This is a genomic window from Prochlorococcus sp. MIT 1342, from assembly GCF_047304495.1.
Taxonomy (GTDB): domain Bacteria; phylum Cyanobacteriota; class Cyanobacteriia; order PCC-6307; family Cyanobiaceae; genus Prochlorococcus; species Prochlorococcus marinus_D.
The window spans coordinates 648,790-674,893 of sequence record NZ_CP138957.1 but is presented as its reverse complement, the minus strand read 5'-3'; the positions used below and the strand labels follow the sequence as shown (position 1 = coordinate 674,893).

Below are 26,104 nucleotides of genomic sequence, written 5' to 3'. Positions count from 1 at the left end.
AGGCCCTCAAAGAGTGATGACGAAAAATAGTCAACATTGCCAAAAAGCATGCGAGGCAAAGACAATCAGACCCTACAATCATTCCCATAGAGTTAGAAGCAAGAATTCTGATCACTATTTACCTTCCAATCAATTATGGTAAAAAGCCATAGGAAGCATCATGGCTAGCAATAAGCGGATCAAATCAAAGACTTACTTAAAAAATTGAATTGCTTAACAGGCAAGAAAGTTATTAACTCATATCTACAAAATGCTGCAAGTGTTCACGGCAATGGATAGAATCTCATATAAATAAATGCAGCCATTAATAATCTTAAGGCCATTGGCTTATTGCATGATTTGAGTAAGTTTTCAGCAGCAAAACTCGCTGCTGCAGAGCTGATCAAAATTCACCAGGCAGTTATTACTCAACAAGTGCTGATTGCTATTTTCAATAAAATAAAAAATAAATTGGAATTAGCTTTATTATTCAGGTGGTACGGTCTCCTTGTTGAACAGCATTAAGCAAGCCTACCTCCAAGCGATCAAAGGCATCTATCAATTCAGCGCCTTCAAGCATCCCCACGCTGATGCGCAGTACACAACTCTCGTTCTTAAAACCAAAACTACAACCTCCAATCGTGGCAACTCGATAATCTCTTACCAGCTGACGCATCAAGGTGTCTCCATTGCAACCACAATCCACTTCAAGTAAGCCATAAAAAGCTCCATTGGGTTGATGTAAAAAGCGCCAGGGTCGATCGTTGCTAGCGGCAAAACGCTTCAAGAGCAACTGATACCGACTCAACAATTGAGAGACATTCTGCCGCACCCAATGAGAACCATCCAACAAGGCCGCAATCGCTGCTCGTTGGCAAAAACGAGGTGGACAGATCAAGACTGTGTCTTGAACCTTGGCCAAAGCCTTACTCCAGCCAATAGGAACAGACATATAACCAAGACGCCATCCGGCCATGCCATAGGCCTTAGAGAACGAATAGAGCGAAACAGTATGGTTCCCTGCGCCAGGAAGAGATCCAGGGCTCCAATGAGGTACATCACCAAACACAAAATCCTCATAAGCTTCATCGCTGATGTGCAGCAAACCATGCTGGGCACAGATCCCATTGATGGCGGCAAGTAAGGTTTGAGGGAAAACGATTCCGCTTGGATTATTAGGGCTTATTGTGACAATGGCACGGGTGCGTTTTGTAATCGAAGCCTCTATGAGCTCAGGGTTAGGTATTAGACCAGCATTCACAGGCACAGGCACTCCACCGGCCAACTGAATAGCCATAAAATGATTAAAGTAATAAGGCAGCGGCAGAATGACCTCATCGCCAGGGTCACAGAGAACCTGAGCAATGGCATGAAATGCCATGTTGCTACCTGCAGTGACCATGACCATGCTTTCGGCCAAATCCAAACCATTCTGGATCGTCAATTTTTGCTTAATTAGCTCAAGCAGATCAGGATCACCTCGAACCGGGCCATAACGATTAAGGCTTGATTCTTGATTCAACAGAGCATTGTTCATTGCCAGTTTTACGGCAACGGGTGGAGCCCAATTCACCATGCCCTGGGCCAGCGAAAGGGTCCCTGGCGTCTTCGCCACCAACTCGTTAAGTTCTGGAATCACAGGATCCAGCACAGCATCGATCTGCGTGCCAGGTTGAGGGTGTTTGCTTGAGGACAAAGAGTTCATGTCGATCGAGTTAAAGGTTCGTCCATTATTTAACAGAATGGAATGGAAATCTCAAATCACCAAATCCATAAGATATTGACCGACTAAAAGAGAAGAGCCACCTTCTCAACATGAAGTAATGAAAGCATTTATCATTCCTGAAATAATCCGTCTTACACGAGGCAATCTCAGCCCAGTATAAGTAGCCTACCCAAGAAGCCTGCTGAAATCGAACCCATTGCTGATCGCGATCTGCTGCCAATAGAGGCACTTACAGATCAATAATACCTGGCATAGAATTAACATCTGCGGTTCAATTAGACCTGTAAATGTTAGCAACAAAATCAATTAGTTCCGATCTTTATGTCTCTTCTAAACACTGCCATAGGAATCTTTACTGTTGCTAACCCTATTGGCAATCTGCCGATCTATCTTTCATTCACAGATGGAGATCAAAAAACCGACAAGGCAATCGCACGCAACAGTGCCTTCACCTTCTTGATCGCACTTCTCTTGGCTACATGGCTCGGGAATGATTTGCTGGCAATTTTCGGCATAAGCCAAGGAGCCTTTCAAATATCTGGTGGGTTAATTGTTATCTTGATCGGCCTTTCCATGCTCCGATCCAAACCACCAGAGGAGCACCATGACCCAGCCTCGATTGATCGGGACAAGAGTTCTTCAGGGAAAGGAATCGTGCCTATCGGCATTCCCCTTCTTGCAGGCCCTGGCACACTGACGATTGCAATTGCCGACCCGGTGAATTCTTCCATCGATGGCAAAATTTCATTGAGCTTAATAGTCTTACTACTATCTTTGATAATCTATCTTATTTTTGATGCAGCCGAGATGCTTTCGTCCAAGATTAGTGTATCAGCCCTGCAAGTGCTAACAAAAGTAATGGGAATAGTGCTTACATCTGTTGCTGTTCAGATGTTACTTAATGGCCTAGAAATCTCGTTCCCAAACATTTCACAATGAGCCGATGTATGCTCATCAAGGCAATGAGAAATTCATAAGCTCGCCGCTTGAACCAGTAAACACCTCCATCGAGACAACCAAAACAACAAGGTTGTAAAAGCTCATCGTCTTGTCACCTCAACTCGGATATCTGGCTCATCGATTGGCTTTTGAAGCTTAAGCAGCATCTGTTGGATTACATAAGCAGCAACACCAAAGATCACCAGTGCCCCGATGGCCTGAACAAAAACAACATAAGTGGCAGCAAAAGTGTTCATTCCTCTTCCCTCTTAAACCAGCCAAGCTCAGATCTAGCGCGGATCAATGCAGTGATGAGTGCGCCTCCAAAAAACGCTCCAAACGCTGTTGTAACAAGCAGAATTGCTAATGGGAGGTGTCTTCCAGTCTGGCTTAAAGGGTCTAAAGGATCCATCAAGCCATTAAATAGCCTCAAAGCAAATATGGAGCAAAGCTTTGATGAACTGGAATCTCACCAGATTGCTGAGTAGTGACTAGCCCAAAGTTCGCCATCACCAGCAAGGAGACCGGTCTTCGTTGACGAATCGTCCCAAGCAAGGGCAGTGTTAAGAGCTACGAGCTCCACAAGCCATTGAGTCCATCGGCACAATTGGTCATAGAAGAGGCTGTTTGAGATCCAAACAAGATCACAAAAGCCCTTATCAAGGCAAACCACCCACACCTAGAGAGCCTGGCACATCTACCCAATGATCTAGGCAAAGCAACTCCTAGATCAGCAAGCTAAAGACCCCATCCTGCAGAAATCTTGCAGAAACCTTCACAACAACAACTCATGAAACAGCTACTCAAATGAAAAGCGAATGGATTGTGATTAAAGAAGGCGAGGTCCCCCTGCGCTGTTGGTGGTCAAAACCTAGTCAAGGTCGTGATGAAATCGGTGAAGGGCCGAATCGTGTTGCCCTGGTGTTACCAGAAATCTTCGGAGTCAATAACTGGGTTCGCAGTGTGGCCGATCGCCTCGCCACCAGAGGCATCCCAGCCCTGGCGATGCCACTATTTTCTCGCACCGCACCGGAGCTAGAGCTTGGCTATAGCGAAGACAACCTGATCGAAGGGCGACGACACAAGGACTCAACCTCAATGGAACAAATCCTTACCGATACCTACACAGCTATTTGCTGGCTTAACAAACAGCTTGATCAACCACAAATCACTGTGATTGGCTTCTGTTTCGGCGGACACGCTGCACTGATCACTGCAACCATGACCGAGGTGAGCGAAACCTTCAATTTTTATGGTGCCGGTGTAAGCAAAACCCGCCCGGGAGGTGGTGCACCAAGCCTCGAATTATTACCGCAGGTCTCAGGCCGACTGACATGTCTGTGCGGTACAGCAGATCCGTTGATCCCAACTTCAGATCGGCAAGCAATCCAAGCGGCATTACGCATGCAGGATCCTGATGGAGAGCGACTGCGCTACGTAGAGATCATTGGCGCCGATCATGGTTTTATGTGCGAAGAAAGAGAAAGCTTCGCCGCTGAAGCTTCCGCCCTAGGTTGGCGCCTACTGCTAGAGAGTCTCGAACGCTAATCATTTGGCAGCTTCTGGCGTCATCCTTGCGACGAACCAATTCTGCTTAAAAGGCCTGGTTTTTAACCCTTTTGTCAAAGCCCAGTCCACGACATCTCTGGCACGTGCAACCAGGCTCAAATGTCATCACTCACCCCCTTAAACAAAGTCACTATCTCAACGGAGAGCTAATGAGCCTTGAAATTGTTGCTGAGTACCCACGTCCGCCAGCTCTTGTGGCCTGCTCAGACCACGTCATTGTGGAGGCCCTCGGTACGCGTATCAGCGAAACCCATGACTGCCTGCGTGTGCTGGAGACATTCCATCCACCCACCTACTATCTTCCTCCAAAGGCGATGCGGAAGGATCTACTGATACGCAGCCGTCGCAGCAGTTTCTGCGAATGGAAGGGAATCGCAAACTACTGGGATCTGGTGATTGCAGACAAACGTCTCGAGGGTGCAATCTGGTCATATCCAGATCCCACCCCAACATTTAGGGCCCTTACGGGCTGGTACGCGCTATACCCCGGACGCATGGATCATTGCAGCGTCAATGGAGAGACAGTGATACCCCAACCCGGACAATTCTATGGAGGATGGATCACATCCCAAGTGGTCGGTCCATTCAAAGGTGATCCTGCTCATCCGCAGTTAATTTGATCCATGAGAGCACCTCAAAAGAAATCGAGGCTGAGTGCAACCATGGTGACTCTGCATCAAAGTCAGCAGCGACTACTCCCTAGGCATTGATAGTGATCCACCATTGCAGTAGCGAGTCGCCCACAACTTCGAAACCAACTGTGGATCCGTTGGGAACGTTCTGCGGTCCCAACGAAAAGACTCCTGAAAACATCCATTCCAGCGTGTTGCCTGCCTAGAGATTGGAACAAGAGACCAGGCAATAACGATCAAGCTAACAGTACATAAAGTAGCCAAAATCACATAAGAGTGAGATCCAAGCCCTTCAACCGGATTGAGGTTCTGGTCTTTTCGGTCGGGCTCTTGCATCGATGCAGAGACGTTGTCTGAAAGAGGTTTTTGAACGGTCATCGGTGGATGCCAACTATCACTCATTGCTCCAATCAAGACATCAGACAAAGTTCTGTTCTTAAAATACGGCCTCACAACAGCCTAAAACCTGTAGGTTTCTATTAAATGATTGCTTTTCAATGAAACGTCTAGCATACAGTCTGATTCCTTGCCTTTTGATAACGCTCATCACCATTCACAGTGATCCCGCCATGGCATTCTCTGGGGAAGGAAGGTTATCCGAATGCGCAGTTGACACAAACTGTGTGCTGGTTGAATGGGAAGTCAACGAAGTGAAGAAGTCCTATGAGGATCTCTTAGGCATTGCGTCTCAACTACCAAGAACTAAGGTTCTCGAGCAAACCAACAATTATTGGCATGCTGTTGTTAGAAGCCTAGTTTTTCGATTCCCAGATGACCTGGAGATTCTTCAAATACCAAACGAAAAGGTTATCCAAGTTCGATCAGCTTCAAGAGTTGGTGTTTCAGATCTAGGCGTGAATAAGAAAAGAGTTGACAGTCTGTACAATCAACTGTAGGAAACGTTAAAAAAACTCGTAAATATAGCGCTCAGGCCTAAAAAGAACAGCAACAGAAAAAATGCATCAGCCTCTAACTTACAAGGTCTTTTTCTACAATAATAAAACAGGGATAGCCAAAGAGAAAGTTCAATCAAATGGTCTAAAAGCTATTAAAGATGCTAGACATAAAAGAATGAATCATTAGAGTAATGGTAGGAACTCCTAACAATTAAACAGATCAACTGACAAAAGGGCAATAGGGAAAGACTTCTATATTCGTCTTATATTCTACAATCTGGACCCAAGACAAAGTTGAATGCTGAAGCACAATATATAGTATTTCAAGGACATAAGGAAATAGACAACACCAGACAATTACCTAGACTAGAATCAAACATTCTGCAAGCTGTCGAGAGAATAAATCAATCTGCTTAAAGGGAAACAGTTTCCATGCTTGCCTTGTTGGAAGAAAGAACAGCATGGGCCCTCATTCACCACGTTGCTTATTAGTCGTTGAGATGCGGCGTTGAATGATTAATTCACCATTTTCAATTTTATCAAGGCATTCCATGCAACTTTTATTGATCAACAAGGCCTCCTTTTCCCATTGGTAGTCAGAAGAAATCGCCTTTCCGCAATATCGACAAAGAATTGAGCTGTCCATAGGCTCTTCATCCCAATAGCCTTTTCTAATCAAATTTCACAGCAAAAACCATTTAGCAATAAAGAGATATAAATCCTTCCGCAATACTGGCTGATCATAAAAAGATTGAACCCTTTACAGAAAAAGCCTTTCCTATACAGGAAAGGGGTTGATGGTTGCTTTTGGCTCACTAAGAAAGTAACTGCTCAGACAATGACCCATAAAAATGCTTAAACAGCCATAGGCCTGGCCAGAGCGATCTCCCCAGGCCTCTGATGAAAGTCGCCTAGGGTACTGAATTGAAGAGGTTTCCAGTCGGCGCTTAGCGGCCCCAAAAAAGGAGAAGTTCATGCTCGAAGCAATATTTGTACTATCCAAGGGGAGCTTATAAATGGCCAGGAGAAGGCGCATCTCATCTCTGCCACGAATAAAAAGAGCAGAAAGATCGGCTAGATTTTTTTCTTCAGTTCAAATTCAACAAAAGCCAAGAGCTCGCCAATGGAGTCATGTGAAGCTACGACAGTTAGAAACAGTTTTGAGCCATTCCTACGATTACCGTCTAATTATGGGTAACGCACAGAGTCGTTAATGGCGTCACCAGTCGAACAGGCACTATCTCTCTTATTGATTATCAAGCATCCCGTGGAGGGGATGGCCTACCTCTTCTATTTGGCTCTAATCGTTCGCTGGAGGTGGCCAAAAGCTTGGAATAAGTTCCTTGATCGATGCAAGGCGCGCGAAGAGATCAAATCCCTATAGATAGCAATGCCATCAATACTGCGCTAATTTTTATCATCTAAAAACTCTCTAGCCGCAACACCTATCACTAACTTTAAGACCAAAAAATGCCAGCTTATTGATATCTACGCATTTATCAGATCAAAATTTCTTGTGCCAGGAACAATAACTTCATAGAAAAATTTAAAGCAATTTAAGTTATCAATTAATCCGCAAGTCTAGCCAACAGAAAAACTAGACAATAAAAAATCCATAACTATTGACCAGACTCTTATGGTAAAGCATACGTAAGTCAGCATTATCAATGCTGGTGCAAAGTAGAATTGGATTGATAGCTATTAGAGTATTTCTCAGGCTAAGGTTTTTTCGGATAGAGACTGGCTATCTTTTTTGCTCTCATCTCATCCTGATAGGCTTTGCTACCTTTGTCTGGATTAAAATCATCACTTTTAATCAAAAAGAAGGGAATACAAAAGGTAAAGATCACCCCAAAAGTTAAAAGTGCGATTCCCCAAGGAGAGAAGGGATCTAAGCCATTTGAAAGATCAGGCACAAGCAAGCTTGATTAAATCAGTTACTCATTCTAGCCATGTATCTGCCTGAACAACATCGCCGTGAATCAGCAGCCAAGGCTCATCAGGCATGGGTAAAAACCCCTATGTGCTATAAAGGCCTCCATCTCAAGACATAAAATGCAGTCAACAGGTTCACTGTCTCAAGCCTCTCTCAAGGAACGTATCACCACTTTTGGCAATCAGAGATGGGAGCGCCTTACTGATCCTCAAAAGGCTTACGCCAAAAAGGCCTGGGGGATCCTGACCTTCAAATGGCGTTGGCAAATCGCGATGAACATTCCATACCTAGCAATTTTTATTCTGGATCGCACCATTCCAGCGGTCCACAAGTTCAATATGGATCTTCTTTCTTCACTCATGGCTAAGCTGCCAATCCCGGAATTTTTAACTTCAATGATTGCGGCTGGCTAGAGGGTAAGATTAAAGCCAACTAAAATCAAAACAATCGCAATCAAGTATACACTTAAAAGTTTAGCTCAACAAAATCATACTCGATGAGCTTCATGCAATAATGGATAAAGCTCATCGAGAGACTGATCAAATAAAATCAAAATCACAACTGACTCATAGATGTTTTTTGTTATGCTAAATACACAGAGAATGATCTTAATCCGATAACATAGACACTCGAAGCAACTCTTTCAATTTTTATCCAAGCAGAGCCCTAAAGTTTCTCTTCATAGCTAATTTGTACTTACTTATCAACAGAGAACCTTTGCTAAATTTGAAGGCTTTTCTGAATATGCGAAAGAAGTTGTGCCTTGGATTAATTCAATAGGCGGTCGCATCCTTTCTAAAGAATTAAAATCTGATATCTGTCAAGATATCGGTGTTCTCTTGGAAGTACTCATCGACTTTCCATCTAAACAGGATGCTCAAACGGCTTATCAGGCCCAATCAATTCTTGCAACTTACGCAATAATGGTAAGGCTTAGTTTACTTCCTTGGCATTGGTAGAGAGCCACCATTGCAGTAGCGAGTCGCCCACAACTTCGAAATCGTTTTGGACTCCTTTGGGAAGTCCCTACGTTGCCAGCGTAAGGATTCCTCAAAACATCCGTTCCAACGGGCTGCCTGTCTAGAAATTGGGATAAGCGACCAGGCGATCACGATGAGGCTGATAGTACTTAAAGCAGCCAATACGGGAAAAGCATGGGATCTAACCATTTCGCGTGGGGTCAGTCTCCTGCCTTCCTGGTAAGCAGCGCTCATCGATGCAAGGGGAACATCAATAGCAGTATCAACCTTGAGCGGCGGTAACAATCAGGTCTCCTTGTCAACGACGTCGGCTCCTGAGCCAACGTCATCACCAGAAGTGGCAGTGCCTGGTCGCCAACCACTGGACCAGATCGCTCTGGTCTTGGCATTAAGGGCTTCACGATCAAAACCCCAACTCTTAACCACCTTTGTCAGATCTTCCTGCAAGTCCATCGCACCTTGGAAGCCGTCGTAACGGTTGAGAAGCATCGCTGCCGTGGTGAGCTGGTCTTCGTTGGGATGCCCCTTATGCCCTAAGAGAGCATCAACTCGATCACGATCACTCGCATAGAGGGGGTGGTTTTGATCTGGAGGTGAAGTCTCCTCTTGTTTTTTGTTTTCCATACCAACAGGATATTTGAATGGGCCGATACAAAAGCCTGATTTGTATTGATCCATCTCTAATTAGTTGGCCTTAAACAATGAGCGCCATAGCGATTGGGCTTACTTGAGGTTGAATCCAAGATGATCAGATCAAATCAACCTTGATGTGATCAAGAGTTTAATTAGTCGCTGCAGGCTACTGGGGCCTTTGATTTTTTATTCGATGAGGTTCTCAAAGACATCCAATCGCAGAATAATCAGTTCAGAGCCGAATGACGATGACCACAATCTCGTGTTGCTACAAGGGCAATCTGCGCTGTGAAGCCCTACATACCCCCTCTGGGGATCGTCTTAGCACCGATGCCCCTATCGATCACGAAGGCAAGGGCGAGGCCTTCTCACCTACAGACCTAGTCGCAACAGCTCTTGGCACCTGCGTGCTCACCGTGATGGGCATCACTGCCCGTCGCAAGGGCTGGAGAATCGAGGGCGCAGCAGTTGAGGTTGAGAAGATCATGACCAGTGAAGGCCAGCGCAGTATCAAAGCCCTGAAACTTCGAATTAGCATGCCGCCTGAGCTGAGCGATGAACAGGTCAAACTGCTTCAAAGGGTGGTTGATACCTGCCCAGTAAAACGTAACCTCGAAGAAGGGATCGCTATGGAGTTCAGCTGGAGCTGATTGACTTCCCTCGTACGGCAAGCCTGCCTCAAGCAGTTCTAAGCAGGGGTCCACTGATACGACTACAGTTCACTCCCATGCCTATCTTCCGTGAAAGGCCATATGTGACGTTCTTCGACGCTTATGTGCAGGCTTCAAACCTTACTGATGTTGTGAAGCCTCGAGTTGAGCCGCTTCACCTCCTGATGACCGTGAATTTGAGCAGTACTGCCTACATCACCAGCAAACAGATCACAACCTCGTCAGAGGAGAGCGGCGCAAGCCCACTCTGCTCAACACCCTTGTGATCGCGAGAGCACCACAGGATGCATCATCGATGACGAGCAATACCTGCCCTTTGATTAGCCATCTGCAACCATCAGCAAATGATCTTGCAGCAGTCTTCACTGCACAAAGAAAACTGAATACAATATGGTTTAGGAAGCGACTAGATCGATGAGCCGTCGCCGTCCAACAATTCTCGAACGATTCATGCATCAGTGGCGACGTGTTCGACGGCATGAGTTAACTCGTACCCTTCGTCACATGCATTACCAACAGAAGCGAGCTGCTTACGTAAGAACCTATGTTGAGAAATCCTTGAGCTCAATTGATCGAGCAGAGGGCAAAATTCAAAACGATCAACAGAGCTCCCTAGCAGATCAGGACTACTTCGACGAATGGCCCTAACCCAGTTTTCAAAGGACAAATTTGGGAAAGAAGCTGTAGAGAAAACGACTTCAGCTATTTATCTAAAAAATAATAAAAAGGAACAACTTACCCTTGATATCATTACATTAGCACAATAACAAGAGAATATTTCTTGCAGAGTTGATCGCAAAGAAGTATATGCAAGCGCCTGAAGAAGGTTAACTGTCGACTGAATGATACATTCTAAAGCGTGTCGTTGTTAGGCATGCCCTCAAAAGCATGAACCTGTACAGGAAGGGCGATGAGGAAAGGCTTATTTACTCAGCTCCGATTAGATTATCTTGTGCCATCTTGCACAGAACCGTCCAAAGGAAAGCAGAAGAAATATAAATTAAGGCCGAAAAGTTCTAGAACGTCTTATGATGTCTAAATTAATTATAGTAATAAATCAATGGTGACTAAGGAGAGGATTTATCACAGATAGAGAGCTGTTCATAGGCGACATTTCTCTGCATCTGATCTTCCAATGTGCTCAAGGCTGCCTTAATTGCTTCTAATTCACGCTCCATACGTTCACGTCTGTAGAGCAATACGCCAAGTTGTTTTTTTAAAATCCAGGCGACGAATGTCACGGTAGTCAGCTTTAAGGGCATCGTTTGTTGAATAAGAAACTGATTGTCTGGGTTTTCGCTTGCTATCTGAGCTTTGGCTTGCCATTCCTGCACTCCAACCGTTGTTAGCGGGGGCCCACAAAGTAGGCCCCTAAAGCCTTTCAGGACCGACCTCTCCATCCATCACCCTGTCCTTGGCTCTAATTCCGTTTTAGTCAGCAGCAAAACGAACGTCATGAGTGGATGCGCTGGAGTGTTTACACTCCCCCAGGCACTACCAATGGTGTTTTAGCGCGGCTGGACGGATTCTAAAAAAACCTGCGTGTAAAGCCGACTCAGGCAGACTCAACACATCAATGGCTGAAACTCCCAACCAGTGGAGGACCATAGAGGCCTAGCGAGAGAACGTGTTGACGAGCACACCCATAATGTAAGGGTCCGGAACCAACCATTTGCGCCTCATTCAAGGGATTTTTAGCAGACCCAACAAAGTCGTCGCCCTGCAAAGGATCGATCTCTCGCGCAATGCTGACCCTGTGCAGTCATTGCAGGCTCGACTAGAGAGGCTCGATCGAGCAATCGGCGAAACCAGCCGAACACTCATTCAAGCTCATGCGGTTAGGGTGCGCTCAATGTTTTCTAGCTCCTCAGATTTCTTGGGAGGTATACAGAAAAAGGTCGTTGAATCATCAGCTCGAAACTCAGTCTCCTGGCATCAAAGCCGTCTGCAAGAGATGACTCAAGAACGTAGGCAGCTACAGAATCAACTAGATCGACTAACCGGGCAAGTATGGCCGAAAAGACTGCGACGCTGGTTACTTTGGGCTGGAATCGGAGCCGCAATAGTTGTTGCCTCTACTGTTTTCTTAATGGGGGTTTTTACCGCTATTTATCTATTACCAATCTGGGGAACACTGTTTTTGGTATTGTTCTTATTCCAAAGGAAGAGGTGATAAAGATATAAAGAATAGACAAACGCTTGACGACAAGTCTCAAACATCAGATTTATTCTAAGATTGAAAAAAGGTGCCGTTCATTGTATTAAAATCAAGAACTGACTTCATCTCAGCCAATACTCCATCATCTGTGCCAATATCATCCTTGTACTTAAGACACAGATCAGAGCAAACATGAAAGTCGGCTTCGTTACCATTATTGTTCTCGCCGCTGGCGTGATGCTATTTTTATTTTTTACTAGTTACCATTCAGCCTTTGAAGCAGACCAAGCCTGCCACTTCATAAAATGGGAATCCTATAAGGAAAGCCTTGAATTTGGCTGTGATCATGATCTAGAAACGAACCAATGGATCCTCTATCAAGAGGGTTCTAACCATGAACCAGCAAAAGTAATTAAACGCTTCCGCTATTAACAAGAGCGTTAAGTCGTGAAGTTCTCAAGTATGACTAAAAACCATAACATTACAGACTCTAGCTCATCAATGATCTTCAAAAGAACTCTGGACATGATGAGCTAGCACTTGATAGTGAATTACACAGATGCAAGAATGGATAAGGACTAAAAGTGAAAGACACTAACCTTTCATAAGAGCTAACTATTAAAATTTAATTTTCAGAGCTCCATCAAACAACTCAACAGTTCCTCTGGGTTCAGGTCGGTATTCCAAACCACGCTCATGGCGTCTTCCCTGATACCAAAGCCCGTTGCGACGACAAACACCATCGCCAACATAGTGATAACCGATAGCACATACATAATGGTCATGATGATGATGTTTTCCGACTGCGGACATCGGCACTCCAATGAAAACAAATGTTGTTGCAAAGGCAGATGTAATGAGTTTGACGATATTCATTCGTTGTTCCAAAAGATTGCCATCTAACTCTTCAGAAGGATTGCTGTATTATCAGCATAATACTGCAATCATATAAATTAGGCCCTAACGGCTTAAAGATTAGACAGTTGTTGGCACATCAGATACAAGACAACAATGAAGCTGTTAAACCATTGGCAATGTTCAAAACGAAGTAGGAATTCCTACTAGCTTGAGCATATAAGTCTTCATTGAGAGAGTCAGATTAGCGATGGTCCTGCAGATCAACCACCTAACCTGACTTGATCTGCACCAATTAAACAGACTAGAATAAACGTAAATTAGCAATGTGAATCGGTGAAGCAAGAGCAAAAGGGTTTTCTGTCTTGACAAAAAAGCTGAGTGGCAATGAAATGACTCCGCTACTGATGTCTTACAATTGAAGAAATACAGGCTTTTCTCCTGAAAAGACAAATCGACGTTCAAAGCGACTTCTCACAAAGGATGAAATAAGCTAAAAGGAGGCATGACCAAAGAAACAACCCCGGACTTTTTCGAAGACAGAGGACGCCTGGCGATGGAGCTCCGTGATGCTTTGAAAAGCCTGCGCTCGTTATTTGTAGCGGCTGTCTCGCTTGTGATCACCATTGCAGGATGGAGGCCACGATCAGAAGCTTCTAATTCAACGACTAGCAAGGATGATCAGATCCCTCAAATGCAAGCAATTCCTGCCTCTTCATATCCAATCCTTAGCTCTCGATCGACTCATGACTCAAAGCCAATAGCTAACTCGCGAACAAAACTCAACTCAGATCTAATAGCTACCTCGCAAACGAGGTTTAACTGGAAGGCAGTTGAGGCCTCCCCAAAAATCACACAGCCAGAACGTCGTAAAGTTAACAAACTAGGAGTTGCTAAAGATCTCGTCTACACATTGATGGCAGCAATCAGCACGATCGCCCTAGTCGTTGGTGTCTCTAGGCTTGAGCCGATTGCTGAAGGGCTTGAGCCGATTGCGCGTTGGGCTAAGTCACAGAATGAATGTATTGAATCGACTTCCAATAATGATGGAATGAATAAAGCTGATCTTCCGATGAAAGTGATGAGTTGTAATGGTGGCCACGAATAAATGTGAAATCAACTAAACCTACAAAATAAGCATTCCTCAATAGAACACCTAAAGCTACAATAGACTATTTACAAACTGATTAAGGGAAGTAATACGCTGCACCCAAATCTAGACTCATGCCAAAGAAAGCCTAGGCCAGCCATTGTTTATAAATAATCATAAATCCAAGTTCTCGTCTTGAATCTTTTTCGCTAAAAAGCTTGATTATCATATCTACAATAGAAGTGCAGCGGATGTTTATATAGAGATGGAAATCATCCATTGATTGATTTAAATCTCAGCATTTATTTTTAAAATTCAAAAATTTCTATGGATTAGACAATAGTCTAACGAGGAGGGCTCAGAGCGTCTCAATATAAATAAAATCTAAAAATCAAAAGAGTATTATCTCTGCACGTCATGTGCGCATCCATCTCCCTCATACAAATCACTGTCGTAATATCCATTTCTAGTTCCAAAATAAAGCGTTATCAGTGCAAATGGTAAAGAAGCCCATAGAAGTACTGTTGACAAATCCATGAAGTAAACGAATGGCTGGTTCCTTATCAGAGGATAATAAACGAATCCGGCCTGTGTGGTCTAATACTTATAACGATAACGCAACAAATTGCGCTTGAGGCCAGCCCTCCCTCCGCTTATTCTGTCAGCAATAGAACACAAACAAAACAATTTAGGGTATCTCCCCAGGTTAATGATGGGCTAGTAAATAACCTTGATTGGGGAATAGCGATGCTTGATTTGTTTTTTCTATGTTCAAGACAGGCATGAAAGTCTCGTCTCTCTAACCCAAAAGATACTTGTTAATAAAGTGATCGAAGCACTGCCCGCTACCCAGTAAGCAGGGCTAATTGGATTTCCACTTCCCTGAATTAACCAGGTCGCTATTAATGGTGTTGTACCACCAAAAATTCCCATAGAAGTGTTGTAGGCAAAGGCCAGGCCGGTACAGCGAACCACCTTAGGCATTAGCTCCACATTCGCGACATTTAATCCTCCCGAAAGAGTTGCGAGTGCAATCACAAATCCAAGCTGCCCTGCGAAAATTCGTAAAGGATCAGTGGTGTGAATCAATTCAAACAGTGGAATCGAGCCAAACATCAACATGCCACCCCCAGCGAGCAACAATGGCTTGCGTCCAATACGGTCTGAAAGCCAAGCTGTTAATGGATAAAGTAGTAAAAGTATTGCCATAGAAACTGTATTTATATTCAAAGCTATGCGTTCAGACACCATATCTATTTCTTTTATATAACTCACAACATACACAAAAGCTGCATAGAAACCAACACCACCACCAATATTAAGCAAGAATAAGCGTAATACCTGCATACGGTATTTTCCAAAAACCTGTTGTACTGGGTCTCTGGATACATCAGTAGATACATCGCTAACAAGGCCACGACGAATTAAAAGTCCTATTAATGCGACAAGAGAACCTAGAGCAAAAGGCACTCTCCAGCCCCAGATATCTAGCTGTTGATGATCAAGAATATTCGCAAGAAAACTGGCGACTGCTGAAGCCAACAGAATTCCTAATACTGCACCCCATAGCCCCCAAATAGCAAAGAAGCCTCGTCGTTGATAAGGGGCATTCTCAACGAGATAGACAATCGATGTTGTGTACTCGCCGCCAACTGATAATCCTTGAATGATACGCAACAAAACAACTATGATCGGGGCGGCTATGCCAATCCTGCTGTAGTTGGGCATACAGGCCATTAGCACTGTTGGAATAGCCATAGCCATCAAGGTAAGGATAAGAGCCTGTTTTCGTCCCAGCAAATCAGCGATACGTCCGAACAAAAGTCCTCCAAAGGGCCGAACTAGAAAGCCGACGGCAAACGCTCCGAAAGCAGCAATTAGAGAAACAGAAGGATTACTTGAGGGAAAGAACTGTTGTCCAATAACGTTGGCAAAGTATCCATACAAAGCAAAGTCATACCACTCGATCACGTTACCAACGAGGCCCGCTAGTATCACACGCATGTTAGATGTTTCTTGGGCTTTTGCGATCATGCCAAATAACTAAAAGAATGGTCTTTTCAGGTGAGTCTCCCCTCATGATTAAGCAAGAAATTCTGACCTAAGGCTAAAACATAAATGGTGTGATTAAGACTTAAGAAAAGGCAAAAGCGTTTCTTGTATGTCGAAAAAAGAGAATTCATTGATGTACTCTTCATATCTTACTTAAACACATCCGCAAATGCTATCTGATCTGAATTCTGTGTTCAAATCACAATTCATTCATAAATGAAAGGCAAAGTTCTATATACGCAAAGGTCTAAGATTGATTAAAAAAGTTGCCAACCCTGTATCATTTCCGGTTATACAAACAAGGAAATAGAGTAATTTATACACATTAAGCTATTAAAGGTATGCCTTGCTATATATTGAGAAAATTTTGATTAGTGTGACTGCATGAGATTCTATTATCTCTAGCTTTCAGAGCAGTTCTGTTTTCTCAAGATGAAGTCAAGCCAAGAGCTTTTTACACATCAGGAGAGAATCAAATTTTCCCAGCTTTTGAAAATGAATTTAGCAATGGTTTTCTATGGATGAGTTCCAAGAAACCATACAAGAATCAAAAAGAAATTGGGCAGAGAAAGACTCTGCCCAATTAAGCAATTTATTTTCAGGCGTCTGCTGGATCGTTAACGGCCAACCAGAAGAAGAAAGCAAAACCAAGAATGCCAAGGACTCCAAGGATTGCAGCTGAAGGAATCATTTGAATTAGAATGCAAAGCCGGTTAATTATACACTATAAAACCCAGCCTTAAGCACCATTTCTACCATGTTTTCAAATCTGCTTGGTTTAATAAGCCTTATACGATCGTTATCGCTTAGGGCATTAGGCTAGCTGCACATAATGGATTCGTTGTAAGTCGCAAGGCAAGACGCCTTATGGGCGCGCCAAAAAGCTCAAGGTCAAGCCAGCCCGAAAAGCCAATTCGTGCTGCAAGGACCCTTCGATAAAAAATCACCAAACAGTGCTGCGATGAAAAAACAATCCAGATCATTTAAACAGCTCATACAAAGGCATTGCTTGTAAACAGCCCATCACCAATCTGGTATCAAGATATTCTGATAAATTTAGGCCTACAGATGGGGCATCACAAGCAATGAAGAGTAACTTCAACTTTGCAATCAGATAATTCTAATTCGCCCAAGAAATGCTAGAACTATGAGGTCTTCGCTCACCCCTGGAATTATGGGACGAAATGTAGGTGATCCAATTGACCCACTCGACGGTGCTCCCAAGTGGATGCAGCGGTGGCTGGCTCCACCTATTATTTGGTGGCGTGGTGTAGAGGATCAACAAGTTAGTGCCATTCATGCACTTTTACTTGGTGGGCCTGCTTTATTTGTAATGATCCTTTGGTTCTTTGGCGTAAATGCTGATCCCAATGGCATTGGATCCGTTGCAAGTTGCCCGGCAGAATGGAAATGCCTAGGGCTAGGCTGGCTTTTAAATTTCAGTGGTGCCTGATAACAAGAGAATCCACGATAAGTCCTAATGAATTTTAAATTCAAATAGGTTTAATTAAACCCTGCACATAAGTGCAGGGTTTTTCTTTTGCAAAAAAATCAAGCCATCTATCCAGAAAAGGGAGTAAAGCTACGCCCCCACCAAGAAGAAGGAGGCAGGTGGGTTAGTGGGTTTAATCCATAACCAACAAAGCCATAATCTACAAAACCAAAATAGTCAAAACCTATTCGTGAGAAATAAGACTGTAGGCTTTTTAAAATGATGAGCTTTTTAGATGTGTTCTGTTTAGCTTGAGAGTTATACATTCATAAAATCAGAAACAGTAAAACCATTCCAAGTATTTTGCTTGAGGACCGTTTAGCCCTGAACTTCATAGATAGCAGGGTTGAGCTTAGAAAAATCTGTAAAAGCGTAGAAAGAAATATTCAATCAATGGACAAATCAGACTATTCCTAACCAAAAAAAAGCCCTGCACTAATGTGCAGGGCTTAATTGAATTACTGGAGAACCAATCAGTTCAGAGTAATTGTTGCGCTGTCGGCATTTCCGATAGCATTGGAAACTCTCTTGAAATCAAATCCGAGAGCTCTGAGGGCATGCCACAGATGACCTTGGATATAGAAGAATCCCAAGTAGTAGTGAATGTTGGTCAACCAAGCACGTGATGTGTAGGTTCCTTCAGGAAGATTTGCAGTGTCAACCCAATAAGGAGAGATACTGAATTTGAGATCTAGAACTTCACCGAAGAATGTATCTGGATAAATGGTTGTGTTAGAAGCACACCAGAAGGCAGCAACTAAAGCCATCCAACCTACACCTGCAAGGGCCCATGAGAGCTGAGCTTCAGCACTAAGGATTCCTTTGCCTTTAAATGTGGTGTACTCACCAGCTTGCTTGGTAACAATGTGCCAAAGGCCACCAGACATCATGAACAATGCGAGGAAGGCATGGCCACCCATTACATCTTCAAGGCTATTAATAGCTAGGAAATTAAACTGAGCATTCCATACCATGCCAATGTTCAGGTTTGGTACTACAGTTCGTACTACCCCCTCTGCATTGTCATACAGGCCGTAATACTTAGCCCATTCAACAAATTGAACGTTGCCAAGGCCTAATAGGAATAGGTGATGACCAAGAATAAAGGTCAACTTGTCTGGATCATCCCACTTAAAGTCAAACTTTCTAGCCCACTTAACTCCCATTTCACCAATGTCTCCATTGAATAGGAGGGAGTGCATAAGTCCGCCAGCTGCATAAACCATGGATAGAACCAGGTGCAGGACTGCCGTCACAACAATTGGGTAAGTATCAGTTATGACACCACCATCACCGACGCCTATTCCAAGAGTTGCCAGATGAGGGAGGGCAACCAGAGGCTGATGCCCCATGGGTACTGAGGGGTCATAACGGGAAAGTTCAAATAAGGTGAACGATCCTGCCCAGAAGGCCATCAAACCTGTGTGGGCAATATGCGCTGCCAGGAATTTTCCTGATCGATTTGTAGTTCCAGCATTTCCTGCCCACCACCCATAGGTGGGGTTAGGATTTCCATAAGTTTGCACGAGAACGGAGCAAGAGAAACGCCAGCAGCATTATGAACCTTTACTAAGGGATTCACCTAGAACCTGTAACAACACTCCACCTGAGCAGCAAATTAGTGCTAATTACCTAGGTATATATCCTAAAAAAATCGATTTTTTAGGTATAATTACTCACTGTCGGTTAATTTACTGGCACACTCTGCCGACATTTAGAGGCAGTTCTTGCTAATGGGCGAATCTCTCGCAATCCACTCAGAAGGCCTGCCATGGTTCAGGCAAGATCAAGTCTTAAAGACATAGGCCTTCCAGGTCCAGAAAATAAGGTGCGTTTTTTGCTAGAGATTCAGTTCAACCGTTTCCAGAGGAGAGGTGCCAAACACTCGCTGGAAATCGATTCCCCAATCGTTTGAGAATCAGCTTTTGTCATCAGTCACTTTCTATGCGTGTCTTAACAACGATATAAAGAAGCATCTGATCTGATTCCGAGAAAATCCACTAGTGGCACTTCAACAATCTGTTGAAAACAGCCAAGCTAATTAGTGAGCCTCACATAGTTCATGGTGGATCTTTAGCTAAATAAGGGTAAAAAAATTCATCAGCTTTCAGCTCATCAAGGAAAACCCCTTCAGATTCTGAGATGGACAGTTCCAGCTCATCAGTAAAGATCGATCTAACATTAACCCTGCCAAAATGACTTACTAGTAAGGGGACTCAAATTACGAAGTTATCTGCATAGTTATGAAGGGGTAAATCTCTTGGATAGCAAGGGAAAAGCCAAAGGGATTCATTCAGTTCCTTTGCTTGGATGTTTCTTATAAAAAGAATCAAGTCAATAAACATGATTAGAAAACCAATATTAGTTACTATTCTAATCATGGACTTTCACTAGGCAATGAATAGAAAAAATGCATGGCTCATTGATTCTCTAAACTCAACTTTTTTACCAAGTAAGTTTATTTTTTACCTTTGGTGAGGAGGGTTATCAATGCGCCAAACAACCAACTTGAAGTAAGGATAGCAAGCACCACTGCGGCAATAGTAAGGCTGCTTGGACCACCCGCTTCGTTCAATAAATGCATTTCATTTCGGCTCCGATCGATTTCGAATGGCTTTGCTCAACATCACAGCAATAAACGGAATGTGAATTGCATACTTCTGCAATTTGATCCTCTCCTCCAGACTTACCACTTCCCCAGTGGCTAAGCGATCAATGATTTCCTTGACTCGATTAAGGGTAACTGTAGTAAGCGAGCGAACAGCCATTGCTTTAATGAGGTGTGCACCACTACACAAATCTCGCCACAAATCAACTAAATCGCAACCAAGTCTCAACAAAAAGATGGGCTCGTAAGCACCAAGACTCTCTTACGGCCTAGCAATGAATCAAGGAACTAGATCCGCATCATCTTGAAACTACCCAAACACGATGCTGATGAGATCAATCTGAGCGGTCTCCTCAGACTTCCCTCAACGTAAGCGAAGCCTCCTCAACAGAGCAAACCGCAATTAGGCAAAGGATCAGCCCTACTCCTTTGCGGTACAAGAGCACAGTTCATGCAACTCTCAGGACAAAGATTCACGAATGCATTGTCCGAATTTTTCCCACTGAAGGTCGGTCATGTTGTCGGTTCCAAATGGGATGCCAATTTGCTTTAAACAAAGAACTCTGCGCGACTCTGCTTTAGCGTTCATCTGTTGGGGATATTGGTCCTGAATGCATATTCCCATGGCAATTAAAAGACATGTGACGGCGAGCTGTGATTTCATCTTTTGGATAGCGTGAGGGCTCTATGCCCGTTGTCTACCAGCCTGATTTCATTAAGTAGAAGAAGCCTTGAGGCCTCTCACTCATCTTCGTGATCTTGCTCACATGATGGGTTGAACAAGAAGAATGCAAGGTCTCCCCTTTGATAGATCTTTTGAAGCCCCCATCTCAAGGCAAATTATTAGCTTCAAAAGCTTTGCTCTTTGAGCCTGATTAGAACACCAAAAACCCCATGGGAAAGTCATTTACTGTTAGGGGAATTCGTAAACCTTTGAGGCATTACTACGAAGACTTCAGATCTCTAGAAATCAAGCGCATCATTCTTCTACCACTCCGCCTTAAAATTATTCTCAACTATACACAGCAATTGATCTTGCATGGATTGGCAAAATCCGCATCGAAGTGGATCCAGGCTTAAAGCTGAGCACAGTTCCGAATAGCTCATGCCTACAACAGTGAGGATTGACAGAAAACAGCTCTACGTCATTTGGCTGACTCTTTCGACTTCGATTTTCTAGCTGACTTGCTTTCTAACTGTTCGAGTAGGGCTTCCAACTGGGCCATAGCAACTCAAAATCACCAGGGTGAGGGAGCACTGTTTCTTCAAGCACCCCTGCATGCATGACCCGCAAGGCCTTGCGAAGGCCCTGAAGCTTGACCTTGACCTCTTCACGTTTCTCACTTGCTGTCGACATCGAGAAACTCTTTTCCGATAAGGCCTCTGCACTTTGTCGGGAAGTGTGTCGTCTAACACTCATGAGCACAAATACGCAACAGAGTGCATTTGTCCACCAGAACCGAGAACTGGATTGAAAAACGAGCTACTCCATGGGTCGGTCAAAGGGGAAAGAAGCTATTCCCTGGGCTATGACGTTGAAATAGCCATTGACCCCGACAAGCCAATCAAAGAAGAAGTGGCAAGAACCTTCGAAGAGGCGACGCAACTCAAGCCAGTCCTCATCGAAAATCCACTCGTAGCAATCGACGCATCAAGCTGGAGCTGGGTCGTCGAAGATGACGAAGATAGTGACGAATTCCTAGTGGTCTTCAAGAAAGTCGCTCAGGAGTGACAAGGCACGCACGAGTTTTGCAAGCTGACCACAACAATCTCAACAAAACCACCATCACAGCGTTCAAACGCAAAAGGGCCAAAGCTTTTTGGCCCTAGCCCCTTGGTGTGATTGAGATGGGTCGCGTGCGATTCGAACGCAGGGCCAGCCGGTTCAAAAAGCCGGATGGAAACCCTGAGATGCGCTGCTCCAATGAAACAGTACGACAAAACTTACGCGTCCATTGAATTGACACGAACGCGATCCCCTCCCCCTCAACCAAAGGGGTTTATCCCGTTGCCTTAGGTATCCCGAAGCTACTTAAGCTAGGCATTTGAACCTATCAAAAGGTTTGGGCTTGGGATATGGCACTCAAGCCGGGGGAGCTAAAGACCAGAGTGGATGTGAGCAAGAGCCGAGAACTAGATCAACAAACGAATCAAGGATGATCGAAAGAAATCAAATGACTCAACTCCGAGAACGATGACGTTGCAATAGCCATTGACCCCGACAAGCCAGTCAAAGCAGAAGTGGCAAGAGCCTTCGAAGATGCGACGCAACTCAAGCCAGTCCTCATCGAAAATCCACGAGTAGCTCTCGACGCATACAGCTGGAGCTAGATCATCGAAGAATACGAAGACAGTGGCGAAGTCCTAGTGGTCTTTAAAAACCCTCTCAGGAATGTCAGCTCATGAGGTTTACTTCTTCGACTTCTTCGCTGACTTGGGTTCAAGGACTTCAAGCAGCTCTTCCAATTTGGCCATCGAGGCACGCACCTCGCTGGGTTCGGGCATCGTGCTTTCCTCCATCACTTTCGAATGGATCTCCCGCAATTCCTTGCGCAGAATTTGGAGCTTGCTTTTGATGTCCTCACGTTTTTCAGCGGCTGTCGCCATTGTTCCTTTTAATACGACTTTACCCCTCAAGATAAAGGTTGATTCTTCCTATCCGCGCCTAAGTCCATGTCGCAATGCTCAACATGCAAAAAACAAGCCCGAAGATCCTATTGGTGGAAAGGTTTTTTGATGCCTCTGACCAACTTCTGCTTCTGTTTGTAGTGGTAATAAATGCCAGCAAAGATGCTGATGAGCACGAACTCAGTTCCTTCCAGCTGAGCAGCAACTGATCCGATTTCAACTGGGAGGGGCTCTCGAAAGATCAAAAGTGAACACGCCAGCGAAACTATGGCGAGTATTGCCGCCGCCCAAAATGGTGTTGATGGACCAAAGAATGAAACAAGGTTGGCGTCGGTCATCATCCCGCCGAACAGTGGCCCTACGACATAAGCATTAGAGACAGCAACTTAGATGTAGCCGAACCATCGACCTCGATCCTCGGGCTTGACAACATCGGCAATGGACGATTGCACAATAACGATGTTCGCTTCAATGATCCCTGTTCTGACATCAAAGATTGTTCCAACTAAAATGGGGTCTCGCCAAGCAGTCTTTCAACGGTATGTCCTTGGGAAGCGTTAAAGCTCTTGTGCCAACAGCCTCTCATGTTGTATGTACGGGCGCAGTGTTGCTTTCCATCACCGCCTGTAAACAGCAGCCTCCGCAAATCATTATTAACGCCAACTCTTCAGCAGATAAGACCAACTCCTTTACCGCAACTGAAACAACCACTTCAAATTCCAGGTCAGCCCAGATTGAAAACCAGCCGCCAGCAGTGATTGCGGTTGCTCCCGTTGCCACCGCTCCTTCTAAACCTGTTCCTGCCGCTGCACCTCCAACAACACAGCAGGTTTGCCGTGTCAATGACCCGAATGACTCCTATGTCAACCTTCGCCAGTCTCCAAACGGAGCATTGATTGGACCAGTTGTGAACGGGACTACTGTTCAGATCACTGGCTACCAATCGGATAGGCAAGGCCGAGACTGGGCCGCCGTGTTCACCCAAAACAAACGGGTTGGCTTCATGTTCAGAAGCATGATCAGTTGCGGGTAAGCAACCGCTAAAGCCCCCCGCTAAAGCCCCCCGCTGATGCCTCAGTAGATGGACTTCAACGATGGGATCAATCGTCTTGAACTCACCTCAAGGCTCTTGAATATCACCATCGGCAAGCACGCCAAAGATGCTCTGATTTCTCAGGGCAATGACCTGCTGGCCTAAGTCCACCAAATTTGTGGGAAAACTTTCCCATAAAACGCGACATCACCTTGCTTAACAAGAAGTTTGTCGCAGTGATTGACAGCACTTCAGCCCATGAAAAAAGCCAGTGACTTCAAGGGTTTTCCCTGAGGTCCACTGGCCTGACTGAAGTGGGTCGCCTGCGATTCGAACGCAGGACCAGTCGGTTAAAAGCCGAATGCTCTACCGCTGAGCTAGCGACCCGCCCTTTGGGCATGCCATTCAGGCACGCATGAAAAATTATCATGCAGCCTATCGAGCAAAAAGGACACCTTGGCAAAGTATCCATGCAGCCACCGCATCAACTGAAGATTAAGGACCTAAAGTGGTTGATGAAAATTCGATCAGCTGCTGAGGCCAAGCATGCTTGGCCTTATGTAAGTACGTAGAATCGGTTCTCTGCAAACTCCACTAAGCGATCAGCCCCCTCATGATTCTCATCGTTCTCCTCCCTATTTTACTTGCCGCCACCTGGGCCTTTATCAACATCCGCGGTGCTGCTTTAAAGCAACAGGGCTTGGGGCTTGTCAGCAAAAACAAAGGCTAAAAATCCGCAATGGCCATCCCCAAATGGCCACTACCTAAGCTCGAGTTCAGGCCAAATCCCGAATGACCTGAACTCTTGAGTTCCCTCCCTACTGTGCTTGTCATAGGAGCTGGCCTGGCTGGTTCCGAAGCGGCTTGGCAAATAGCACAAGCAGGCGTGCCTGTCAGGCTGATAGAGATGCGGCCGATCAAGCACTCACCAGCTCACTACAGCAGTGAATGTGCAGAGCTGGTCTGCAGTAATAGCTTTGGTGCTCTGAGTAGCGATCGTGCGGCCGGCCTACTCAAGGAAGAGCTGCGCCGGCTGGGCTCAATCGTGATCCGCACAGCCGACAGCCACGCCGTACCTGCTGGTGGTGCACTAGCTGTCAATAGGGCTTCCTTCAGTGCATCCCTTACCAAAGAACTCTCTGCCCATCCACGCATCACGATCGAGCGTCAAGAGCAGGAACACCTTCCAGATGAAGGACAAATCACTGTTCTGGCAACGGGTCCTCTGACCAGTGAATTGCTTGCAGAAAACCTACGCACCTTCACCGGCCGTAGCGAATGCCACTTCTTTGATGCCGCCAGTCCAATTATCGAAGGCGAAAGTATCGATCTCACGCTGGCATTTCGGGCAAGCCGCTACGACAAAGGTGACGCTGACTACATGAATTGCCCGATGGACAAAGGGCAATACCTTGCCTTTCGGGAAGCACTGCTCAATGCTGAGCAAGCCGAACTCAAAGAGTTCGATAAGGAATCTGCCAAGTTTTTCGAGGGCTGCCTACCAATCGAAGAGCTTGCTCGTCGCGGCGAAGACACAATGCGCTACGGCCCACTCAAACCAATCGGACTCTGGGATCCCCGTTGGGGCGATCTCAATGATCGAGACGTGCGTCGCTCCAAACGGGCTTATGCAGTTGTGCAACTGCGCAAAGAAGATCACGAGGGTCGTCTCTGGAATCTGGTGGGCTTTCAGACCAATCTCAAATGGAGCGAACAAAAGCGAGTTCTAAAAATGATTCCAGGCCTGCACCAGGCTGAATTCGTGCGTTTTGGGGTCATGCACCGCAATACCTTTCTCGAAGCCCCGCAGCTACTTGAACCAACCCTGCAATTCAGCAAACGATCCAACCTCCTCGCTGCTGGACAGATCACCGGCACAGAGGGTTATACCGCTGCAGTAGCTGGAGGCTGGCTTGCTGGAAACAATGCAGCGAGATTGGCAATGGGTCTCAACACCATTACGCTTCCTTCTACAACAATGATCGGTGCCCTTACACACTTTGTGAGTGACAGCGACTGCTTTAGGGGCCGCAAAGGTGAGTTCCAGCCGATGCCCGCAAATTTCGGCCTTCTGCCAGAACTTGCAGAGAGAATCCACGCTAAACGCGCACGCTACGGTGCCTACCGAGATAGGGCGCTCAAGATGCTTGAGAAAGCCCAGCAACAATGGGGCACGAGAAAGGCCCCTGTCCAGATAGGGAGTTCATAATCGTCTCGAGCAGGGCAA

Annotated in this window: 33 protein-coding genes, 1 tRNA gene and 1 pseudogene; 19 read left to right on the top strand and 16 right to left on the bottom strand. The window is 45.2% G+C overall.

The window, feature by feature from the left end; translation table 11 throughout:
* Positions 1-469 precede the first annotated feature (469 nt).
* Positions 470-1,684, bottom strand: coding sequence for a pyridoxal phosphate-dependent aminotransferase (locus SIB79_RS03455; RefSeq protein ID WP_063403186.1), 1,215 nt, complete (start codon positions 1,682-1,684; stop codon positions 470-472).
* Between the two features lie 342 nt (positions 1,685-2,026).
* On the opposite strand from SIB79_RS03455, the gene SIB79_RS03450 reads away from it, so the two are divergent.
* Complete coding sequence (locus SIB79_RS03450; RefSeq protein WP_063403185.1) at positions 2,027-2,644, top strand: MarC family protein; 618 nt, start codon at positions 2,027-2,029, stop codon at positions 2,642-2,644.
* Between the two features lie 101 nt (positions 2,645-2,745).
* Here the strand turns inward: SIB79_RS03450 and SIB79_RS03445 are convergent, their stop codons facing one another.
* Positions 2,746-2,901 carry a hypothetical protein gene (locus tag SIB79_RS03445; protein ID WP_155724594.1) on the bottom strand — a complete coding sequence of 52 codons (156 nt, stop codon included), beginning with the start codon at positions 2,899-2,901 and terminating at the stop codon, positions 2,746-2,748.
* A 550-nt stretch (positions 2,902-3,451) separates the two neighbouring features.
* Between SIB79_RS03445 and SIB79_RS03440 the strand changes: the two genes are divergently transcribed.
* Together SIB79_RS03440 and SIB79_RS03435 are read left to right on the top strand one after the other, a co-directional pair.
* Positions 3,452-4,192, top strand: coding sequence for a dienelactone hydrolase family protein (locus SIB79_RS03440; protein ID WP_063403183.1), 741 nt, complete (start codon positions 3,452-3,454; stop codon positions 4,190-4,192).
* A 170-nt stretch (positions 4,193-4,362) separates the two neighbouring features.
* Positions 4,363-4,833 (top strand): DUF427 domain-containing protein, encoded by a 471-nt coding sequence (locus SIB79_RS03435; protein ID WP_063403228.1) that lies wholly within the window; start codon positions 4,363-4,365, stop codon positions 4,831-4,833.
* Between the two features lie 72 nt (positions 4,834-4,905).
* Here the strand turns inward: SIB79_RS03435 and SIB79_RS03430 are convergent, their stop codons facing one another.
* Positions 4,906-5,247, bottom strand: a complete 342-nt coding sequence (locus SIB79_RS03430) for a hypothetical protein (RefSeq protein WP_063403182.1) — start codon at positions 5,245-5,247, stop codon at positions 4,906-4,908.
* Positions 5,248-5,342: 95 nt separating this feature from the next.
* Between SIB79_RS03430 and SIB79_RS03425 the strand changes: the two genes are divergently transcribed.
* On the top strand, positions 5,343-5,741 hold the full coding sequence (locus SIB79_RS03425; protein ID WP_155724593.1) for a DUF1499 domain-containing protein: 399 nt from the start codon (positions 5,343-5,345) through the stop codon (positions 5,739-5,741).
* Between the two features lie 469 nt (positions 5,742-6,210).
* Here the strand turns inward: SIB79_RS03425 and SIB79_RS03420 are convergent, their stop codons facing one another.
* Together SIB79_RS03420 and SIB79_RS03415 are read right to left on the bottom strand one after the other, a co-directional pair.
* Positions 6,211-6,387 carry a hypothetical protein gene (locus SIB79_RS03420; RefSeq protein ID WP_155724592.1) on the bottom strand — a complete coding sequence of 59 codons (177 nt, stop codon included), beginning with the start codon at positions 6,385-6,387 and terminating at the stop codon, positions 6,211-6,213.
* A 1,072-nt stretch (positions 6,388-7,459) separates the two neighbouring features.
* Positions 7,460-7,663 (bottom strand): hypothetical protein, encoded by a 204-nt coding sequence (locus SIB79_RS03415; RefSeq protein ID WP_063403180.1) that lies wholly within the window; start codon positions 7,661-7,663, stop codon positions 7,460-7,462.
* Positions 7,664-7,796: 133 nt separating this feature from the next.
* Between SIB79_RS03415 and SIB79_RS03410 the strand changes: the two genes are divergently transcribed.
* Together SIB79_RS03410 and SIB79_RS03405 are read left to right on the top strand one after the other, a co-directional pair.
* Positions 7,797-8,090: a hypothetical protein gene (locus SIB79_RS03410; protein WP_063403179.1), complete on the top strand. Its 294-nt coding sequence runs from the start codon at positions 7,797-7,799 to the stop codon at positions 8,088-8,090.
* A gap of 315 nt (positions 8,091-8,405) precedes the next feature.
* Positions 8,406-8,636: pseudogene (locus tag SIB79_RS03405) on the top strand (DUF1330 domain-containing protein); the annotation flags it as partial.
* Here the strand turns inward: SIB79_RS03405 and SIB79_RS03400 are convergent.
* Both SIB79_RS03400 and SIB79_RS03395 read right to left on the bottom strand, forming a co-directional pair.
* Positions 8,616-8,891: an Ets-domain-containing protein gene (locus tag SIB79_RS03400; RefSeq protein ID WP_236065957.1), complete on the bottom strand. Its 276-nt coding sequence runs from the start codon at positions 8,889-8,891 to the stop codon at positions 8,616-8,618. The pseudogene SIB79_RS03405 and the gene SIB79_RS03400 overlap by 21 nt on opposite strands.
* A 51-nt stretch (positions 8,892-8,942) precedes the next feature.
* Positions 8,943-9,281: a DUF3288 family protein gene (locus tag SIB79_RS03395; protein WP_063403226.1), complete on the bottom strand. Its 339-nt coding sequence runs from the start codon at positions 9,279-9,281 to the stop codon at positions 8,943-8,945.
* Positions 9,282-9,532: 251 nt separating this feature from the next.
* Between SIB79_RS03395 and SIB79_RS03390 the strand changes: the two genes are divergently transcribed.
* The 4 genes from SIB79_RS03390 to SIB79_RS03375 all read left to right on the top strand — a co-directional run bounded on the left by SIB79_RS03390 (position 9,533) and on the right by SIB79_RS03375 (position 10,728).
* Positions 9,533-9,940 carry an OsmC family protein gene (locus tag SIB79_RS03390; RefSeq protein ID WP_063403178.1) on the top strand — a complete coding sequence of 136 codons (408 nt, stop codon included), beginning with the start codon at positions 9,533-9,535 and terminating at the stop codon, positions 9,938-9,940.
* Positions 9,941-10,017: 77 nt separating this feature from the next.
* The gene (locus SIB79_RS03385; protein ID WP_063403177.1) at positions 10,018-10,227 is read left to right on the top strand and encodes a hypothetical protein; all 210 of its coding nucleotides are present in this window, start codon (positions 10,018-10,020) and stop codon (positions 10,225-10,227) included.
* Positions 10,228-10,375: 148 nt separating this feature from the next.
* Positions 10,376-10,609: a hypothetical protein gene (locus SIB79_RS03380; RefSeq protein WP_063403176.1), complete on the top strand. Its 234-nt coding sequence runs from the start codon at positions 10,376-10,378 to the stop codon at positions 10,607-10,609.
* Positions 10,600-10,728, top strand: coding sequence for a hypothetical protein (locus SIB79_RS03375; RefSeq protein ID WP_268873539.1), 129 nt, complete (start codon positions 10,600-10,602; stop codon positions 10,726-10,728). The genes SIB79_RS03380 and SIB79_RS03375 overlap by 10 nt, the downstream gene beginning before the upstream one ends.
* Before the next feature lie 300 nt (positions 10,729-11,028).
* Here the strand turns inward: SIB79_RS03375 and SIB79_RS03370 are convergent, their stop codons facing one another.
* Positions 11,029-11,295, bottom strand: coding sequence for a hypothetical protein (locus SIB79_RS03370; protein ID WP_236072541.1), 267 nt, complete (start codon positions 11,293-11,295; stop codon positions 11,029-11,031).
* A gap of 338 nt (positions 11,296-11,633) precedes the next feature.
* Here SIB79_RS03370 and SIB79_RS03365 point away from each other — a divergent pair, with 338 nt between their 5' ends.
* Both SIB79_RS03365 and SIB79_RS03360 read left to right on the top strand, forming a co-directional pair.
* A complete protein-coding gene (locus SIB79_RS03365) occupies positions 11,634-12,134 on the top strand; it encodes a hypothetical protein (RefSeq protein ID WP_063403175.1) in 501 nt (166 codons plus the stop codon).
* A gap of 177 nt (positions 12,135-12,311) precedes the next feature.
* The gene (locus SIB79_RS03360; protein WP_041385067.1) at positions 12,312-12,551 is read left to right on the top strand and encodes a hypothetical protein; all 240 of its coding nucleotides are present in this window, start codon (positions 12,312-12,314) and stop codon (positions 12,549-12,551) included.
* 186 nt (positions 12,552-12,737) lie between these two features.
* On the opposite strand, the gene SIB79_RS03355 is transcribed toward SIB79_RS03360, so the two are convergent.
* A complete protein-coding gene (locus tag SIB79_RS03355) occupies positions 12,738-12,932 on the bottom strand; it encodes a hypothetical protein (protein WP_155724590.1) in 195 nt (64 codons plus the stop codon).
* 547 nt (positions 12,933-13,479) lie between these two features.
* On the opposite strand from SIB79_RS03355, the gene SIB79_RS03350 reads away from it, so the two are divergent.
* On the top strand, positions 13,480-14,082 hold the full coding sequence (locus tag SIB79_RS03350) for a hypothetical protein (RefSeq protein ID WP_063403173.1): 603 nt from the start codon (positions 13,480-13,482) through the stop codon (positions 14,080-14,082).
* 753 nt (positions 14,083-14,835) lie between these two features.
* Here the strand turns inward: SIB79_RS03350 and SIB79_RS03345 are convergent.
* The gene (locus tag SIB79_RS03345; protein WP_063403172.1) at positions 14,836-16,098 is read right to left on the bottom strand and encodes an MFS transporter; all 1,263 of its coding nucleotides are present in this window, start codon (positions 16,096-16,098) and stop codon (positions 14,836-14,838) included.
* Between the two features lie 535 nt (positions 16,099-16,633).
* Here SIB79_RS03345 and SIB79_RS03340 point away from each other — a divergent pair.
* Together SIB79_RS03340 and SIB79_RS03335 are read left to right on the top strand one after the other, a co-directional pair.
* On the top strand, positions 16,634-16,798 hold the full coding sequence (locus SIB79_RS03340; RefSeq protein WP_162009615.1) for a hypothetical protein: 165 nt from the start codon (positions 16,634-16,636) through the stop codon (positions 16,796-16,798).
* Positions 16,799-17,290: 492 nt separating this feature from the next.
* Positions 17,291-17,569, top strand: coding sequence for a hypothetical protein (locus SIB79_RS03335; RefSeq protein WP_011130417.1), 279 nt, complete (start codon positions 17,291-17,293; stop codon positions 17,567-17,569).
* Between the two features lie 512 nt (positions 17,570-18,081).
* On the opposite strand, the gene SIB79_RS03330 is transcribed toward SIB79_RS03335, so the two are convergent.
* From SIB79_RS03330 to SIB79_RS03320, 3 genes are all read right to left on the bottom strand, one after another.
* Complete coding sequence (locus SIB79_RS03330) at positions 18,082-19,134, bottom strand: chlorophyll a/b binding light-harvesting protein (RefSeq protein ID WP_011130418.1); 1,053 nt, start codon at positions 19,132-19,134, stop codon at positions 18,082-18,084.
* A gap of 1,059 nt (positions 19,135-20,193) precedes the next feature.
* On the bottom strand, positions 20,194-20,376 hold the full coding sequence (locus SIB79_RS03325) for a hypothetical protein (RefSeq protein WP_063403225.1): 183 nt from the start codon (positions 20,374-20,376) through the stop codon (positions 20,194-20,196).
* Positions 20,377-21,408: 1,032 nt separating this feature from the next.
* A complete protein-coding gene (locus SIB79_RS03320; protein ID WP_236072539.1) occupies positions 21,409-21,573 on the bottom strand; it encodes a hypothetical protein in 165 nt (54 codons plus the stop codon).
* Positions 21,574-21,687: 114 nt separating this feature from the next.
* On the opposite strand from SIB79_RS03320, the gene SIB79_RS03315 reads away from it, so the two are divergent.
* Positions 21,688-21,948, top strand: coding sequence for a hypothetical protein (locus tag SIB79_RS03315; RefSeq protein WP_063403168.1), 261 nt, complete (start codon positions 21,688-21,690; stop codon positions 21,946-21,948).
* A gap of 677 nt (positions 21,949-22,625) precedes the next feature.
* Here SIB79_RS03315 and SIB79_RS03310 read toward each other — a convergent pair.
* Together SIB79_RS03310 and SIB79_RS03305 are read right to left on the bottom strand one after the other, a co-directional pair.
* On the bottom strand, positions 22,626-22,823 hold the full coding sequence (locus tag SIB79_RS03310; protein ID WP_063395417.1) for a hypothetical protein: 198 nt from the start codon (positions 22,821-22,823) through the stop codon (positions 22,626-22,628).
* 107 nt (positions 22,824-22,930) lie between these two features.
* The gene (locus SIB79_RS03305) at positions 22,931-23,182 is read right to left on the bottom strand and encodes a hypothetical protein (RefSeq protein WP_155724589.1); all 252 of its coding nucleotides are present in this window, start codon (positions 23,180-23,182) and stop codon (positions 22,931-22,933) included.
* A gap of 203 nt (positions 23,183-23,385) precedes the next feature.
* Here SIB79_RS03305 and SIB79_RS03300 point away from each other — a divergent pair, with 203 nt between their 5' ends.
* Complete coding sequence (locus SIB79_RS03300; RefSeq protein WP_081215629.1) at positions 23,386-23,877, top strand: SH3 domain-containing protein; 492 nt, start codon at positions 23,386-23,388, stop codon at positions 23,875-23,877.
* Between the two features lie 315 nt (positions 23,878-24,192).
* Here the strand turns inward: SIB79_RS03300 and SIB79_RS03295 are convergent.
* Positions 24,193-24,264: transfer RNA gene (locus tag SIB79_RS03295), tRNA-Lys, on the bottom strand.
* Positions 24,265-24,490: 226 nt separating this feature from the next.
* On the opposite strand from SIB79_RS03295, the gene SIB79_RS03290 reads away from it, so the two are divergent.
* Positions 24,491-24,607 carry a photosystem II protein Y gene (locus tag SIB79_RS03290; RefSeq protein WP_011130420.1) on the top strand — a complete coding sequence of 39 codons (117 nt, stop codon included), beginning with the start codon at positions 24,491-24,493 and terminating at the stop codon, positions 24,605-24,607.
* A gap of 75 nt (positions 24,608-24,682) precedes the next feature.
* Positions 24,683-26,086 (top strand): FADH(2)-oxidizing methylenetetrahydrofolate--tRNA-(uracil(54)-C(5))-methyltransferase TrmFO, encoded by a 1,404-nt coding sequence (trmFO, locus tag SIB79_RS03285; protein WP_063403167.1) that lies wholly within the window; start codon positions 24,683-24,685, stop codon positions 26,084-26,086.
* The last annotated feature ends 18 nt before the right edge of the window (positions 26,087-26,104 follow it).

Excerpts from the sequence above, each read along its gene's own strand:
- SIB79_RS03425 (WP_155724593.1), top strand. The coding sequence starts at position 5,343 with ATGAAACGTCTAGCATACAGTCTGATTCCTTGCCTTTTGATAACGCTC.
- SIB79_RS03395 (WP_063403226.1), bottom strand. The coding sequence starts at position 9,281 with ATGGAAAACAAAAAACAAGAGGAGACTTCACCTCCAGATCAAAACCAC.
- SIB79_RS03390 (WP_063403178.1), top strand. The coding sequence starts at position 9,533 with ATGACGATGACCACAATCTCGTGTTGCTACAAGGGCAATCTGCGCTGT.
- SIB79_RS03325 (WP_063403225.1), bottom strand. The coding sequence starts at position 20,376 with ATGGCTGTTCGCTCGCTTACTACAGTTACCCTTAATCGAGTCAAGGAA.
- SIB79_RS03445 (WP_155724594.1), bottom strand. The coding sequence starts at position 2,901 with ATGAACACTTTTGCTGCCACTTATGTTGTTTTTGTTCAGGCCATCGGG.
- SIB79_RS03385 (WP_063403177.1), top strand. The coding sequence starts at position 10,018 with ATGCCTATCTTCCGTGAAAGGCCATATGTGACGTTCTTCGACGCTTAT.
- SIB79_RS03440 (WP_063403183.1), top strand. The coding sequence starts at position 3,452 with ATGAAAAGCGAATGGATTGTGATTAAAGAAGGCGAGGTCCCCCTGCGC.
- SIB79_RS03320 (WP_236072539.1), bottom strand. The coding sequence starts at position 21,573 with ATGTCGACAGCAAGTGAGAAACGTGAAGAGGTCAAGGTCAAGCTTCAG.
- SIB79_RS03300 (WP_081215629.1), top strand. The coding sequence starts at position 23,386 with ATGTCCTTGGGAAGCGTTAAAGCTCTTGTGCCAACAGCCTCTCATGTT.
- SIB79_RS03400 (WP_236065957.1), bottom strand. The coding sequence starts at position 8,891 with ATGAGCGCTGCTTACCAGGAAGGCAGGAGACTGACCCCACGCGAAATG.
- SIB79_RS03290 (WP_011130420.1), top strand. The coding sequence starts at position 24,491 with ATGATTCTCATCGTTCTCCTCCCTATTTTACTTGCCGCCACCTGGGCC.
- SIB79_RS03345 (WP_063403172.1), bottom strand. The coding sequence starts at position 16,098 with ATGATCGCAAAAGCCCAAGAAACATCTAACATGCGTGTGATACTAGCG.
- SIB79_RS03360 (WP_041385067.1), top strand. The coding sequence starts at position 12,312 with ATGAAAGTCGGCTTCGTTACCATTATTGTTCTCGCCGCTGGCGTGATG.
- SIB79_RS03375 (WP_268873539.1), top strand. The coding sequence starts at position 10,600 with ATGGCCCTAACCCAGTTTTCAAAGGACAAATTTGGGAAAGAAGCTGTA.
- SIB79_RS03310 (WP_063395417.1), bottom strand. The coding sequence starts at position 22,823 with ATGGCGACAGCCGCTGAAAAACGTGAGGACATCAAAAGCAAGCTCCAA.
- SIB79_RS03455 (WP_063403186.1), bottom strand. The coding sequence starts at position 1,684 with ATGAACTCTTTGTCCTCAAGCAAACACCCTCAACCTGGCACGCAGATC.
- SIB79_RS03410 (WP_063403179.1), top strand. The coding sequence starts at position 7,797 with ATGCAGTCAACAGGTTCACTGTCTCAAGCCTCTCTCAAGGAACGTATC.
- SIB79_RS03435 (WP_063403228.1), top strand. The coding sequence starts at position 4,363 with ATGAGCCTTGAAATTGTTGCTGAGTACCCACGTCCGCCAGCTCTTGTG.
- SIB79_RS03380 (WP_063403176.1), top strand. The coding sequence starts at position 10,376 with ATGAGCCGTCGCCGTCCAACAATTCTCGAACGATTCATGCATCAGTGG.
- SIB79_RS03450 (WP_063403185.1), top strand. The coding sequence starts at position 2,027 with ATGTCTCTTCTAAACACTGCCATAGGAATCTTTACTGTTGCTAACCCT.
- SIB79_RS03305 (WP_155724589.1), bottom strand. The coding sequence starts at position 23,182 with ATGACCGACGCCAACCTTGTTTCATTCTTTGGTCCATCAACACCATTT.
- SIB79_RS03355 (WP_155724590.1), bottom strand. The coding sequence starts at position 12,932 with ATGTCCGCAGTCGGAAAACATCATCATCATGACCATTATGTATGTGCT.
- SIB79_RS03335 (WP_011130417.1), top strand. The coding sequence starts at position 17,291 with ATGGGACGAAATGTAGGTGATCCAATTGACCCACTCGACGGTGCTCCC.
- SIB79_RS03340 (WP_162009615.1), top strand. The coding sequence starts at position 16,634 with ATGGATGAGTTCCAAGAAACCATACAAGAATCAAAAAGAAATTGGGCA.
- SIB79_RS03430 (WP_063403182.1), bottom strand. The coding sequence starts at position 5,247 with ATGAGTGATAGTTGGCATCCACCGATGACCGTTCAAAAACCTCTTTCA.
- SIB79_RS03420 (WP_155724592.1), bottom strand. The coding sequence starts at position 6,387 with ATGGACAGCTCAATTCTTTGTCGATATTGCGGAAAGGCGATTTCTTCT.
- SIB79_RS03350 (WP_063403173.1), top strand. The coding sequence starts at position 13,480 with ATGACCAAAGAAACAACCCCGGACTTTTTCGAAGACAGAGGACGCCTG.